This window comes from Tistrella mobilis KA081020-065, assembly GCF_000264455.2.
In the GTDB taxonomy this organism is placed as follows: Bacteria; Pseudomonadota; Alphaproteobacteria; order Tistrellales; family Tistrellaceae; genus Tistrella; species Tistrella mobilis.
Map to the genome: position 1 here is coordinate 249,633 of NC_017957.2, position 14,129 is coordinate 263,761.

Below are 14,129 nucleotides of genomic sequence, written 5' to 3' on the forward strand. Positions count from 1 at the left end.
CCCCCCTCTGCGGGTTATCGCGATGAATGAGTGTCGCGACGACGGCGCCGGCCAGGGCCGGCCCCGATCGGAGCCTGGAGGGACGGATCTTGAAGCGACTTGTGGTGATTTCCAACCGCGTGGCCCGCGCAGATCCGCGGACCACCGAGGATGCGGGGGCGAGCGGCGGACTGGCCGTGGCCGTCCGCGAGGCCCTGAGCGAAACCGCCGGCCTGTGGTTCGGCTGGAGCGGCCAGTTGTCGGAGACGCCGGCCCTGCACGGACCCGAGATGCAGCCCGGCGGCTACCGCATCGCCACCGTCGACCTGACGCCGGCCGATCATCGCGGCTATTACAACGGCTATGCGAACGAGGCGCTGTGGCCGGTGCTGCACAGCGCACCGCATCTGATGCACCACGATGCCGACCGCTACACGGCCTATCGCTCGGTGAACCGCCAGTTCGTCGACCGGCTGCTGCCGCTGCTGCATCCCGACGACATGATCTGGATCCACGATTATCACCTGCTGCCGGCGGCCGAAGAACTCAGGCGCCGGGGCCTGCGCAACCCGATCGGCTTCTTCCTGCACACGCCCTTTCCGGCCGCGGATGCCTTCGCGGCCCTGCCCGAACACCGCGCCCTGGTGGAGGGGCTGGTCCATGCCGACCTGATCGGCTTCCAGACCGCATCGGACCTGCGGGCCTTCCAGGACTATATCCGCTGGGAGGCGGGGGGCAGCGTCTCGATGGACGGGCGGATGGAGGCCTTCGGCCGCCATTTCCGGGCCTCGGTTTTCCCGATCTCGATCGATCCGGCCGCCTTTGCCCTGACGGCCGAACGCAATGCCGACAGCGACTATTGCCTGAAGCTTGCCCGCGGCACGGGGCGCGGCGCGCTGCTGCTGGGCGTCGACCGGCTGGACTATACCAAGGGCCTGCCGCACCGGATGCTGGCCTATGAACGCCTGCTGGAGCTGCAGCCGGATCTGCGCCGCCGGATGGCTTTCGTGCAGATCGCCTCGCAATCGCGCAGCAAGCTGCCGGAATATGTCGCCATCCGGCGCGAGCTGGAAGAGATCAGCGGCCGGATCAACGGCCGCTTCTCGGAACCCGACTGGACGCCGCTGCGCTACATCAATCGCGGCATCCCGCGCGAAACGCTGGCAGGCGTGCTGCGCATGGCCCGGATGGCGGTGGTGACACCGCTGCATGACGGCATGAACCTGGTTGCGAAGGAATATGTCGCGGCCCAGAACCCCGAAGATCCGGGCGTGCTGATGCTGTCGCGCTTCGCAGGTGCCGCGCAGGAACTGGACGCCGCCCTGATCGTGAACCCGCTCGACCACGACGAAACCGCGCGCCGCATGCATCAGGGCCTGACCATGAGCCTTGAAGAACGCCGCGAGCGCTGGGAGGCGATGATGGCGGTGCTCTCGGCCAACGATGTCAGCCGCTGGTGGCGCAGCTTCGTCCGCGCGCTGGCCGACGCCGCCAACCCCACCGCCCAACCCCCCACCGGCCGCCTGCTCCGCCGCGACCACCCGCGCCTCGCCGCCGAGGGCAGCGCTGTGGCGAAGCGCGAAGGCTTCGTGCGGGAAACGGGGGCCGCAACCTCCGGACGGGCGCATAACGGGTTGTTGATGCGGGCAAGTGGCGACGCCTGACCTGTCCGCGACCCCTGCCACCTGCAGAAAGCCCCGCCCTGCCCGAAGGGCAGCGGCGGGCGGGATGAGGCCTGCGTGTGGTGGCGGCGCGCTACCCCGCCACCATCAGCTTCGGTAGCCACAGCACCAGTTCGGGGAAGGCCGCGCAGAGGCCCAACCCCACCAGCTGAAGCAGGACGAAGGGGATGATGCCGCGATAGACCGTGCCCATGCCGATGTCCGGTGGCAGCGTGCCCTTCAGATAGAACAGGGTGTAGCCGAAGGGCGGGCTGATATAGGCGGTCTGGGCCGAGACCATGAACAGGATGCCGAACCAGAGCGGGTCGAAATCCAGGAGCTGGATCACCGGCAGGAAGACCGGCACGCAGAGCAGGATGATGCCGATCTCGTCGAGGAACAGGCCGAGGAAGACCAGCACGCCCATCATCGCTGCCAGGACCAGCCAGCGGTTGGCGTCCAGGTCGCGGATGAACTCCAGCAGGAAATCGGCGCCGCCGGTGCCGGTGAAGATCGCCACGAACGCCTTGGCGCCCATGGTGATCCACAGGATCATCGCGGTGACCTTGATCGTGTCCATGCCGGCGCCGGACAGCATGGCGAGGCTGAGCCGGCGCTCCACCGCGGCCGAGATGACCGCACCGGCCACCCCCACCGCCGCCGCCTCGGTCGGCGTGGCAATGCCGGCATAGATGCTGCCGAGCACGCCGATGATGATCAGGAAGGGCAGGATCAGCGCGCGCAGCGAGCGGATGCGCGCGCCCCAGGCGACGGGGGAGGGGTCGCGTGGCGCGATCGACGGGTCGATCAGGCTGCGGATGATGATGTAGGCGACATAGAGCCCGGCCAGCAGCAGGCCCGGAATGATGCCGCCGATGAACATCTGGCCGATCGAGACCTGGGCGGTGACGGCATAGACGATGGTCACCACCGATGGCGGGATCAGGATGCCGAGCGTGCCGCCGGCGCAGATCGTGCCCAGCGCCAGGCGCTGGTCGTAGCCGCGCTTCAGCATCGAGGGCAGGGCCAGGATGCCCATGGCCGCGACCGCGGCACCCACGATGCCGGTCATCGCCGCCATGATCGTGCAGATAATCACCGTGCCGATCGCAAGCCCGCCGGGCAGGCGGTTGAACCACAGCTCCATCGCCTTGTAGAGCGATTCGATGATGCCCGAGCGCTGCAGCACGCTCGCCATCATCACATAGAGCGGGATCGACATCAGCGAGTCCGAGCGCATGGTGTCGAAGATCTGCAGCACGGTGATGGTCAGCGCCGCCGGATCCCAGAGCAGCACCGTGAACAGGATCGCAAGCCCGCCCAGCACGAAGGCGAGCGGCAGACCGGTCAGCATCAGCCCGACCAGGCCCGCAAACATCCAGATCAGGACGCCTTCCGACGCGATGCCGGTCATGCCACACCTGCCCGGGGCCGGCCGGCACCGTTCATCGGGTCGTCACCGCCGCAGAGCTGGATGGCGGCGCGCAGGAATTCCGCCACGGCCTGCAGGAACAGCAGAGCGAGTGCGCCGGGCAGGAAGAATTTGGTCCACCAGATCTCGGGGTTCCAGGACGAGAAGCTGGTCTCGCCCAGCTCCCAGGAATTGACCGCAAGCGGCCAGGACAACTCGATCAGCACCCAGGAGAAGCCCATGATCACCAGCTGGCCGAAGGCATCGAAGACGAGCTGAAGCCGCCGGCCGACCGATTTGTGGAGGATGTCGATATTCACATGGCCGTGGATGTGCAGCAGCCAGGGCCCGGCGGTCAGGAAATAGGGGCCGAAGACCAGCGTGGCGGATTCCATCGCCCAGTTGGTCGGCGCATCGAAGAAATAGCGCGAGACCACCTCGAACAGGATCACCGGCACGACCACGAACATGACGAGCGCGGCCAGCCGGGCGAGAAGATGGTTGAAGGCGGTGACGGCCGTGCAATAGCCGCGGACCACCCCGACAAGGGCGGACATCAGGATCCTCCGCACCGGAACCGGACGAAGGCGGCGGGACAAAGGCCCCGCCGCCCGGCGATGTTGTGTTGTGGGGGCAGGCCGCCCCGATCGCCGCCGCCGCCGGGACATCATACAGCCGCACCTTGTCGGTGCGGCTGCAAGCCGCCATTGAGGCGGCGGCCAAGGGCACGGGAGTGCCCGCCCGGCGAGGGACTGACAAACCCCAAGCCGCCATTGAGGCGGCGGCCAAGGGCACGGGAGTGCCCGCCCGGCGAGGGACTGACAAACCCCAAGCCGCCATTGAGGCGGCGGCCAAGGGTGCGGCAGCACCCGCCCGGCGAGGGGCTAAAAAAAACCTCCCCTCAACCCAGCAGGCCCAGTTCCTTCATGAACCCGACCTGGCTGTCCAGGATGCGGGTGGCGAGCGCATCGTCCTTGGTGGCGACGCGCCACTGGGCCTCGGCCTTCGGGCGATTGGCGCGGATGTCGGCCGGGTCGAGTTCGACGATCTCCACGCCCGCCTCGCGGTATTTGGCCAGCGAGGCCACGTCCTGCACCACGATATGCTGGCGCAGCGCCGCCGAAGTCTCGCGGGCCGCCACCGCCAGCACCGCCTTGTATTCCGCCGGCAGGGCCTCGTAGGCGGCCTTGTTCGCCACATAGCTGGTGGCGGTGGTCGGCTGGTGGACGCCGGGCAGGATGATGAATTTGGCAACCTCGGCCAGGCCGGCCTGGAGGTTGGCGGTCAGGTCGCCGCGGTCGGCGATGTCGATCACGCCCTTTTCCAGCGCCGAATAGACTTCGGCCGTCGGCAGCGGCGTCACCGCGACACCCATGGCGCCCATCACGCTGGAGGCGAGGCCGACGAAACGGCCCTTCTTGCCCTGGAACTCTTCGATCGACGAGATCTTCACCTTCGAATGGATCGGCTCCTGGCCATAGACGGTGGGGGCGATATACATCAGCCCGGCCTTGCCATAGGCCTCGCGCGCCATGTCGAGACCGCCCTTTTCATAGAACCAGGCTTCGTACTGGTCGCTTTCGGGGAAGCCGAAGGGCACGGTGGAGGTGAAGGCGAAGGCCGGGATCTTGCCGGCCTCGTAGCCGTCGAAGGTCTTCATCATCTGGAAGGCACCGGCGCGGACCGCGTCGAAAGCCTGGTTGGCCGGCACCAGCTGACCGGCGGTGAAGGTCTGGATTTCGAAGCCGCCGCCGGTCAACTCCTTCACCCGGTCGGCGAAGAGCTGCTCGAACTTCATCGGCGTGGTGTTGGCGTCCCACAGCGCCTGCATGCGCCACTTGACCGGCTGGCCGGCGGCGCGGGCGACATGGGGTGCGGCAAAGGTGCCGGCACCGGCGGCCACGGCGGCACCGGCGGCGGCGATGCCGCCGGCGCGCTTCAGCAGGCCGCGGCGGGTGGTCTGGTCATGGCTGGTCATCGGTTTTCTCCCCAGGATCGTCAGCCGGATGTGACTGGCTGCTTGTGATTGGCGCCGGGGATCAACCCCGGCGCAGCGCGTCGAGAAGTTCGCGGGCGCGGTCGACGCGCACGTCATGGGCGGCGGCCAGCTGCTTCGCCACGGCCTCGATCTCGGCCCCTTCGGCTCCGGCCAGGATGGCGATGTTGCGGGCGTGCAGCGCCATATGGCCGCGCTGGATGCCCTCGGTCGCAAGTGCGCGCAGGGCGGCCATGTTCTGGGCCAGGCCCACCGCCACCGTCACCTCGGCCAGTTCCTGCGCGGTTTCGACCTTCAGAATGCGCAGGGCGGCCTGGGCGAGCGGATGGGTCTTGGTGGCACCGCCCACCAGGCCCAGTGCCATCGGCATTTCCAGCGTGCCGACCAGATTGCCGTCGCGGTCGCGCTCCCAGGTGGTGAGCGAGGTATAGCGCCCGTCCTTCACCGCGAAGGCATGGGCGCCGGCCTCGATCGCCCGCCAGTCATTGCCGGTGGCGACCACGACCGGGTCGATGCCGTTCATGATGCCCTTGTTGTGGGTGGCGGCCCGGTAGGGGTCGATCGCGGCGAATTCCGCCGCCTCGACGATGCCGGTCACCATGTCCTCGCCCGAGACGGTTTTCGTTGCGAGTGCGGCGGGCGAGACCCGCACACTGGCGCGGGCCAGGCGCAGATCGGCCAGGTTCGACAGGATGCGCAGCCGCACCCGGCCGCCGGCCGCCTGCTCCACCAGCGGTGCCACCGCTTCGGCCATGGTGTTGACCGTGTTGGCGCCCATGGCGTCGCGGACATCGACCAGCAGGTGCATCACCACCATCGGCCCGACCCGGCTTTCCGGGAAGACATGGACCTCGATGTCGCGGCAGCCGCCGCCCAGGCTGACCAGCTTGGCATCCTTGGCATTGGCGGCGGCGATGATCGCCTCGCGTGCCGCCAGGATGCGCAGCCGCGCGCCCCAGGGGTCGGTCACGTCCAGGACCTGGACCTGCGCGCGCATGATCGGGGCGGTGCTGGAGGTCTCGAAGCCGATGTCGTTGCTGCGGGCGATGCGCGCCATATACGACGCCGCCGCCACCACCGACGGCTCTTCGACCACCATCGGGATCAGGTAGTCGCGGCCGTTGATGCGGAAATTGGTCGCCACGCCCATCGGCAGCTGGAAGGTGCCGATCACGTTCTCGATCATGCCGTTGGCACGATCGACGGCAAGCGCCGCGGGGTCGGCCAGCAGGGCCTGGTCGGCGGCATCGAGGCCGGCCGCGCGGGCGAGTTCGGCCAGCCGCTCGGCCGGGGTGAGGTTGCGATAGTTTTCGAGGCGCGAATTGAGCGCGCTGCCGCAGGCCTGCATGTTTCCTCCGTGTGTCCGGCGTCCCGGCCTTCGCCGGCCCCGGAAGCATGGCGCATCGCAGGGCGGGGAAGGATTGTGACTTGGGCAATGATTGTCCTATGATCCGGGGGACGGACAAGGGACGGTCGGACGGTTCATCACCATGACTGTCCCAGTCGTCTTCATGGGACAGTTTGGCGGACGGCTTCAATATGGCAGACACACCCCCGCGTCAACCCGGTCGTATCGACCAGCTGGTCGAGCTGATTACCGGGCAGATCACCGGCGGCCTGCTGAAAACCGGCGAGCGCCTGGCCTCGGTCAGGGCGGCGGCGGGAGATCACGGGGTGTCGAAGAACACGATGGCCGAGGCCTATGACCGGCTGGTCGCGGCCGGGCTGCTGGAATCGCGGCCGGGATCGGGCTTCTATGTCACGGGCGGCAACCGCCGGCCGCTGCCGCGGCAGAACCCGGATGTGGAGGCGGCGGTGGATGTGGTCTCGCTGCTGCGCGAACAGCTGGACCAGCATTACGAGGTCCGGCCCGGCGACGGCCGCCCGCCTCAGGCCTGGATGGAAGGCTCTGAAATCGGGCGTTTTTTCGGCCGGTTCAAATGGCCGAAGGGCGAGGCGATCGACCATGGCTATGGCAGTTCCTGGGGCTTCCTGCCGCTGCGCGAACGCATCGCCATGCTGCTGGCGGAACGCGGCATCAAGGCCGGGGTGGGACAGGTGCTGCTCACCTACGGTGCCAATCACGCGCTCGACCTGATCATCCGCCATCATCTGGAGCCGGGCGATACGGTCTTCGTCGACGACCCCGGCTACTATCCGCTGTTCGGCAAGCTGACCCTCGCCAAGGTGCGGATCGTCGGCATCCGTCGCGGGGCCGAGGGGCCGGATCTGGAGGATCTGGCGGCGAAGCTTGCCCATCACCGGCCGAAACTGTTCTTCACTCAGTCCCAGGGCCACAATCCCACCGGCCATGGCCTGACCATGGGCACGGCCTACGGTCTGCTGCAGGCGGCGGAGCGCCACGGTTTCCAGCTGGTGGAGGACGACGCCTTCGCCGATGTGATGCCGGCCTCCGCACCCAGGCTGGCGGCGCTCGATCAGCTGAACCGGGTGCTCTATGTCGGCACCTTCTCCAAGACCTTCTCGGCAAGCCTGCGCTCGGGCTATGTCGCGGCCTCGGCACCGGTGGCGGCGGCGCTGCAGGGCATCAAGATGCTGACGGTGGTCGCGACCTCGGATTATGTCGAGCGCTTCATCTACAATTTCATCGCCGACGGCCATTACGTCCGCCATCTGCGCCGGCTGCGCGCGCGGGTGGGGGAGGCGGCGAGCACGGCGGCCGGCGCGCTTTCCGAGATGGGGCTGGACGTAGCGACGCCGGCCCATGCCGGCTTCTATCTCTGGGTCGGCCTGCCGTCCGGCACCGACGAACTGGCGCTGGCCCGTGCCGCGGCAGAACGCAGCATCTTCCTGGCCCCGGGCCAGGTTTTCGCCCCCGACCGCGCCCCCCGGGCACCCGCCATCCGGGTGAACGTCGCCCATGCCGCGGATCCGCGGTTCCTGGCGTTCATGCGCGAGGTGGCGGCCGGTCGGTGACAGCGCTCCGGCCTTGTCCGGCCTTGTTCATGACAGTCTGGCAGGGGCTGTCACCGGCGTACGGACAATGTCTATATTGGTTCAGCACGGAAGTTCTCGGGAGAAACGTACCGTGTCTAAGTGTCCGTGCGGGACGTTATCTATGATGTCCGGCTCCTTGCGATTCTGCGCATCATGATCCGGATCATGGCGAGGCGGAGGAATGTCAGAGCCACCAGATGACGCGAAAATCGCTCTAACTCGACGCGGCGACGATGCGCAGACCGTTCTTGCGATAGTTCGAGGGTGGCACCCCGGCGACCCGGCGGAAGAACCTTGAGAAGCTGGCCATTTCGGCGAAGCCCAAGCGGTCGCTGATTTCCGACATCGGCAGATCCGTGGTGTCGAGCAGTTCGCGCGCGCGGCGCAGCCGGACATTGTCGAGCGCCTGACGATAGCTGGTGCCGGTCTCGGCCAGTTTGCGGTGCAGCGAACGTTCCGAGACGTTCAGCGCCTGTGCCGCCTCCAAGGCATTCGGAAAAGCGCCGCGAGACTGCATCAGCAACTGATAGACCGATTTCACGATGCCGGCATGCGTCGGGCTGGTGTCGAGCATGTTCTGGCAGAGCCGGCGATAGTTCTGGGCCAGCGACGGGTTCGCGAGCGGCAGCGGCAGGGCACCGACGCCGTCGGCAAAATGAAAGCAGCTCCGCGGCGCGCCGTAGACGATATCGGCCTGCCAGCGGTCTTCCAGGCCCATCCAGCCCCTGGGCCGGTCGAGCCGGCTTTCGATCAGGCGAATCGGCAGATGTGCCTGTCGCATGTCGCGAAAGAAGGTCAGCGCCGAGCCGAGCAGGCGTTCGTGCAGGAATTCCGTCAGCCCGGCGGGCACATAGTCGTCATTGGCCACGAAGGCGACGGCGATATCGTCCTGTGTCACGATGTCGTATTCGAACAGCGCATATCCCAACCCCTGCATCGCGGCGAAAGTGCACAAGCCCTCGGTGACATCGCGTGACACCAGCACGGCCAACCCGAGCGGGCCATAGGCGAGCAGGCTGTAGCGCAGGCCGGTCAGGAAGCCGATGCCCGGAATCTGTTGCGTCGCACGCCAGAACAGCCGCTGAAACGCCAGCTCCTGATAGCCGTTGAGGGTACCCCAGGGGTCGTGCAGGATGTCACGGGCAAGCCCCGCCTCGCTCAGCAGCGGCACCGGGTCGATGCCGTGTTCGGTCAGCATTCCGGCCATGATCTGAATACTCTGGCTCGGCAGGCGTATGCTCTGGATCAGACCGACCTTCATGGCATGCTCCGACCATGTCACACCGGTGCCCAAGATGACGGACTGGCAGTAAAAGTCAAATTATTGGCATGCCCGAACATTCTCAATCGGGCGGAAGCCCGTCATCCTGTCTTCTGGGAGACAAGATGTCGGAAGGCTCATCTCGTTGAAAAACGGATGGTTTGACGCACACGGCGCCAGCCGGGAGACCGGGTTGCACGGGTGACGATCAATTGGCCGAAACTGACAACTCCTATCATGCCTGCGCAGAGATCGACGCGGACGCCCGAGGATGACCCCGGGCGCCGGCTCTCGCTCATGCCTGGCGGATCGTTCGAGGGTTACATCCCTGGGAGGAAACATGAAACGTCGAGACTTTCTGCGCATGGCCGGTGCGGCGGCTCTTGCGAGCACACTGCCTGTGCCGATGCTGCGCGCCAAGACGATGGACGAGTTCCATATCGCCGCCATTCTCGCCTTTTCGGGGGCCTATGGTCTGATCGGCAACGACATGCGCAAAGGCGCCGAACTGGCCGTTGCGCAGCGCGGCGGCAAGGTGCTGGGCAAACCCATCCGCTTCACCTGGGAGGATGACGAAACCAAGCCGCAGCCGGCGGTGCAGAAGGCCAGCCGCCTGTTGGCGGAAGGCGCGCAGATGATGTTCGGCGCGGTCGGCTCGGCCTCGACATTGGCGCTGCAAAGCCTGTCGACCCAGCGCAAGGTGCCCCATCTCGTCACCATCTCGGCCGACGACGCGATCACCAAGCCGGGCGGCGCGCCCTATTCCTTCCGCACGTCGAATACGCTCGGCATGGAAATCAAGATGACGATGGAGTTCGTCAAGTCGCGCGGGCTGAAGAAGATCTATGCGGTGACCGCCGACTATCAGGCGACGCGTACCGGCTTTGAGCAGTTCGCCGAGATGGCCAAGGCCGCCGGTGTCGAGATCGTCGGCAACGACTATGCGCCGCTGGGCAATCGCGACTTCTCGGTGATCATCGACAAGATGGCGCGATCCGACGCGGACGGCATCGCGGTCATGGCCACCGGCAATGACGGGATCACCTTCGTCAAGCAGGCCGGCCAGGTCGCATTGGGCAAGGACAAGGTGATCTTCGGCCCCGTGTTGCAGGACGATGTCTTTGCCGCCGCGACCGGGCCCGCCGCGCTGGGCGTGAATTCCGGCGTGCGCTATCACTACAGCCTCGACAACCCGGCGAACAAGGCCTTCGTCGAGGCCTATCGCGACGCGTATGGCGTGTTTCCGTCGAGCTTCGCGGGTGAGGCCTATGACGGGCTGCGCTGGTGGCTGGACGTGGTGGAGCAGACCGACAGCTGGGATGCCGATGCCTGGGTCAAGGCCTTCGCGAACAGCGTCTATGAGACCTCGATCGAGGGCCGCAAGGAGATGCGCGCCTGCGATCATCAGGCGTCGCAGGTCGGGCTCTGGGGCGAGGTGGTCAAGGGCGAGGCGCCGATGCCGGAACTGACCATGAAGATCACCGAAATCTTCCCGGCGGACCGTCTGTTCGACGCCTGTTGAACGGATGGGCGCATCTGTACGGCGGCGGACTCAAGGTCCGTCGCCTGCCGGCTGTTTCGGGCCGGCTGTTTCGGGATGGTGCGGATATGTCCACGATCATTATCGGGTTGAGCCTGAGCTTTCTTCTGTTTCTGCTGTCGGCGGGGCTGACGCTGATCTTCGGCATGCTGGGCGTGATCAACTTCGCCCATGGCGCGCTGTACATGCTGGGCGCCTATGCCAGCTTTCAGATCGTCCAGACCACCGGATCGTTCTGGCTGGGGCTGCTGATCGCGCCGGTGGTTGTCGCGGGGTTGGGCGCGCTGATCGAGATGTCGACGCTCAAGCGGGTCTATTCCCGCGACCACATCTTCCAATTGTTGCTGACCTTCGGCCTGATCCTGGTGATCGACGACGCGACCAAGCTGATCTGGGGCCTGGACTACAAGCAGGTGCCGGCGCCCGATCTGCTGTCGGTGCCGGTCGCGCTGTTCGGCAGCCAGATCCCGGCCTACCGGCTGTTCGTCATCGTCTTCGGCGCCGTGGTGTCGCTGGGGCTGTTCCTTCTGCTGGACCGCAGCAAGTGGGGCATGATCATCCGCGCGGCCAGCGCCGACCCCGACATGGCGCGCACACTGGGCATCGACGTGAACCGGGTTCGCACCGGCGTCTTCGCGCTCGGATCCTATCTCGCGGCGCTTGGGGGGGTGATCACAGCACCTCTGGTGCCGATCGAGCTGGGCATGGGGTTCAGCGTGATCATCGACTGCTTCGTGGTCGTCATCATCGGCGGGCTGGGTAATATCCGGGGCGCGATCTTTGCCTCGCTGCTGCTGGGGATGACCCGGGCCGCCGGCTATACCTATGCCACCGAATGGGTCGAACTTCTGACCTTCGCTCTGCTGATCGGAACGCTGATGTTCCGCCCCGCGGGCCTGTTCAGCTATAAGGGGCGCGCGGCATGACACGCAGAGCCATGGGCCGCATGCTGATGGCCCTGATCATCGCGGCGATGATCGCCGTGCCGTTGGTTCTGCCCGGCGAGCAATGGGTGAACCTGGTCAGCCTGATCCTGATCTGGGCGCTGTTCGCCATCGGCTTCGATCTGGTCTTCGGCGTGACCGGGATGCTGTCGTTCGGACATGCGGCGCTGCTTGGAACCGGCGGCTATACGATGACCGTGCTGATGCTGAGCTATCAGGTCAGCTTCCTGCCCGCGCTGGCCGCCGCCGCCCTGGGCGGCGCGCTGCTGGCCTTCGCCATGGGGTTGTTCGCGCTTCGGGTATCGGGCCTGTTCTTCGCGCTGCTGACGCTGGCGCTGGCGCAGATGATGTACATCCTGGCCTCGAACAAACTGCGCGCCATCACCGGCGGGCTGGACGGGATCGCCGGGGTGCCGCGACCCGATCTGTTCGGCATCGATTTCTACGACAACCGCAACTATTACGGCTTCATCGTCGTGGTCTTCCTGATCGGCCTTGCGATCATGGCCCTGCTGCGGGCCGCGCCCTTCGGCCGGGCGCTGCGGGCGGTGCAGGCCAACGACACCCGCGCGGCACAGCTTGGCTATAACGTGCACGCCCTGCGGCAGCAGGCCTTCGTGGTGTCGGGCGCCTATGCCGGTGTGTCGGGCGCGCTGCTGGCCTCGCTGATGTTCTATATCAGCCCGCAGATGCTGCATTGGAGCACGTCCGGCGACGTGCTGATCATGACCGTTCTGGGTGGCAAGGGCACTCTGCTGGGGCCGATCCTGGGTGTTGCGGTATTCGAGCTGCTGAAGGAGGAACTGAGCCAGGCCACGCAATACTGGTACGGCATCCTGGGGGTGATCTTCATCCTGGCGACGATCTTCCTGCGCAATGGCATCGCCGGGCTGTTCGACGGCGCCCGCGACCACGACGAGGGGGGCGCGCCATGACCGGGGGGGCGCTGAGCTGCGAGAATATCCAGGTGTCCTTCGGCGGGCTGAAGGCGGTCAACGACGTCACGTATGATTTCGAGCCGGGGCGGCTGTACGGGCTGATCGGGCCGAACGGCGCGGGCAAGACCACGCTGATGAACGCGCTCTCGGGCCATGCCGCCTTGAGCGGCGGACGTGTCCGGCTCGACGGCCGGGACGTGACCCACCTGTCGGTGCATCGGCGCACGCGCAGCGGGCTGGGGCGCAGTTTCCAGATCACCAAGATCTTCGCGGGGATGTCGGTGCTGGAAAACCTTCAGATCGCGGCCTTTGCCCATCGCTATCGGTTGCAGCCCTTCTGGCTGCCGGCCAGCCGTTTTGCGGCGGTGCGTCAACAGGCCGAACGGGTGCTGGAAGAGGTGGGGCTGACTGCGCTGGCGCATCGGCCGGCCGAATATCTGTCGCATGGCGACCAGCGCGCGCTGGAAGTGGGCCTGTCGCTGTTGAGCGAGCCGCGGGTGCTGCTGCTGGACGAACCGCTGGCGGGGGTTGGGCATGATCAGCTCGACCGGGCGATCGACCTGATCAGGCAGATCGTGAAGGGCCGCACGGTGCTGCTGATCGAGCACAACATGGATGTGGTGATGCAGGTCTCGGACGAGATCGTCGTGATGGTGCAGGGGCAGTTGCTGGCCTCGGGCAGCCCCGGGGATATCCGGGCCAATGCGGCGGTGCGGGCGGCTTATCTGGGAGACGAGGCATGACGCTGCTGGCACTGGAAGACTGCGATGTCTTCTATGGCAAGGCGCAGGCCCTGCACCGGGTGTCGCTGGAGATCGGGCCGGGCGAGGTGGTGTCGCTGATTGGCCGCAACGGCGCGGGCAAGAGCACCATCCTGAAAACCATGATCGGCCTCAACCGCGCGACCGGAGGGCGGCGGCTGTGGAAGGGCGGCGACGTGACCGCGCTGCGCCCGGACCAGCTCGGCCGGTTGGGCATCGCCTATGTGCCCGAGGACCGGCGGATCTTCTCGAATCTGTCGGTGGACGAGAACCTGCGCATCGCCACGGTGATGGGCCGGAAGGGCGGCTGGGACGCGGCCCGGGTCCACAAGCTGTTTCCGGTCCTGCGTGAGCGGGCCACCCAGCCCGGCGACACGCTGTCGGGCGGCGAGCAGCAGATGCTCGCCATCGCGCGCGGGCTGTTGACCAACCCCGAGGTGCTGCTGCTGGACGAGCCCACCGAAGGGCTGGCGCCGCTGATCGTCGATCAACTGGTCGAGGCGATGCGGCTGATCAACGCCGAGGGCATGGCGCTGTTGCTGGTTGAACAGAACCTGCGTGTGCCGATGAAGCTGGCCCACCGGCAATATGTGATCGATCACGGCGCCATCCGGTGGACCGGGACGACGGCCGAGTTGCAGGCCAGCCGGGACGAGATCGAAAAACTGATCAGCCTTTGA

At 66.6% G+C, this 14,129-nt stretch carries 12 protein-coding genes; 7 read left to right on the forward strand and 5 right to left on the reverse strand.

Going from position 1 to position 14,129, the window contains the following annotated elements; translation table 11 throughout:
• The first annotated feature begins 89 nt into the window (after positions 1–89).
• Positions 90–1,643 (forward strand): alpha,alpha-trehalose-phosphate synthase (UDP-forming), encoded by a 1,554-nt coding sequence (locus TMO_RS18995; RefSeq protein ID WP_228382352.1) that lies wholly within the window; start codon positions 90–92, stop codon positions 1,641–1,643.
• Positions 1,644–1,734: 91 nt separating this feature from the next.
• Here the strand turns inward: TMO_RS18995 and TMO_RS19000 are convergent, their stop codons facing one another.
• The 4 genes from TMO_RS19000 to TMO_RS19015 form a co-directional block, all read right to left on the reverse strand.
• Positions 1,735–3,054, reverse strand: coding sequence for a TRAP transporter large permease (locus tag TMO_RS19000; RefSeq protein ID WP_014747301.1), 1,320 nt, complete (start codon positions 3,052–3,054; stop codon positions 1,735–1,737).
• On the reverse strand, positions 3,051–3,608 hold the full coding sequence (locus tag TMO_RS19005; RefSeq protein WP_014747302.1) for a TRAP transporter small permease subunit: 558 nt from the start codon (positions 3,606–3,608) through the stop codon (positions 3,051–3,053). Before TMO_RS19005 ends, TMO_RS19000 begins: the two co-directional genes overlap by 4 nt.
• Positions 3,609–3,952: 344 nt before the next feature.
• Entirely contained in the window at positions 3,953–5,029 is a 1,077-nt protein-coding gene (gene dctP, locus TMO_RS19010; RefSeq protein WP_014747303.1) for a TRAP transporter substrate-binding protein DctP, read from the reverse strand.
• Positions 5,030–5,090: 61 nt separating this feature from the next.
• On the reverse strand, positions 5,091–6,395 hold the full coding sequence (locus tag TMO_RS19015) for a hydroxymethylglutaryl-CoA reductase, degradative (protein WP_014747304.1): 1,305 nt from the start codon (positions 6,393–6,395) through the stop codon (positions 5,091–5,093).
• Positions 6,396–6,586: 191 nt separating this feature from the next.
• Here TMO_RS19015 and TMO_RS19020 point away from each other — a divergent pair, with 191 nt between their 5' ends.
• Complete coding sequence (locus TMO_RS19020; RefSeq protein WP_014747305.1) at positions 6,587–7,984, forward strand: PLP-dependent aminotransferase family protein; 1,398 nt, start codon at positions 6,587–6,589, stop codon at positions 7,982–7,984.
• Between the two features lie 235 nt (positions 7,985–8,219).
• On the opposite strand, the gene TMO_RS19025 is transcribed toward TMO_RS19020, so the two are convergent.
• Complete coding sequence (locus tag TMO_RS19025) at positions 8,220–9,266, reverse strand: AraC family transcriptional regulator (RefSeq protein WP_014747306.1); 1,047 nt, start codon at positions 9,264–9,266, stop codon at positions 8,220–8,222.
• A gap of 271 nt (positions 9,267–9,537) precedes the next feature.
• Between TMO_RS19025 and TMO_RS19030 the strand changes: the two genes are divergently transcribed.
• The 5 genes from TMO_RS19030 to TMO_RS19050 all read left to right on the forward strand — a co-directional run bounded on the left by TMO_RS19030 (position 9,538) and on the right by TMO_RS19050 (position 14,129).
• On the forward strand, positions 9,538–10,788 hold the full coding sequence (locus tag TMO_RS19030) for an ABC transporter substrate-binding protein (RefSeq protein ID WP_228382353.1): 1,251 nt from the start codon (positions 9,538–9,540) through the stop codon (positions 10,786–10,788).
• An 86-nt stretch (positions 10,789–10,874) separates the two neighbouring features.
• Complete coding sequence (locus tag TMO_RS19035; protein WP_014747308.1) at positions 10,875–11,732, forward strand: branched-chain amino acid ABC transporter permease; 858 nt, start codon at positions 10,875–10,877, stop codon at positions 11,730–11,732.
• Complete coding sequence (locus TMO_RS19040) at positions 11,729–12,685, forward strand: branched-chain amino acid ABC transporter permease (RefSeq protein WP_051045547.1); 957 nt, start codon at positions 11,729–11,731, stop codon at positions 12,683–12,685. Before TMO_RS19035 ends, TMO_RS19040 begins: the two co-directional genes overlap by 4 nt.
• Positions 12,682–13,431, forward strand: coding sequence for an ABC transporter ATP-binding protein (locus tag TMO_RS19045; protein WP_014747310.1), 750 nt, complete (start codon positions 12,682–12,684; stop codon positions 13,429–13,431). Before TMO_RS19040 ends, TMO_RS19045 begins: the two co-directional genes overlap by 4 nt.
• Entirely contained in the window at positions 13,428–14,129 is a 702-nt protein-coding gene (locus TMO_RS19050) for an ABC transporter ATP-binding protein (RefSeq protein ID WP_014747311.1), read from the forward strand. Before TMO_RS19045 ends, TMO_RS19050 begins: the two co-directional genes overlap by 4 nt.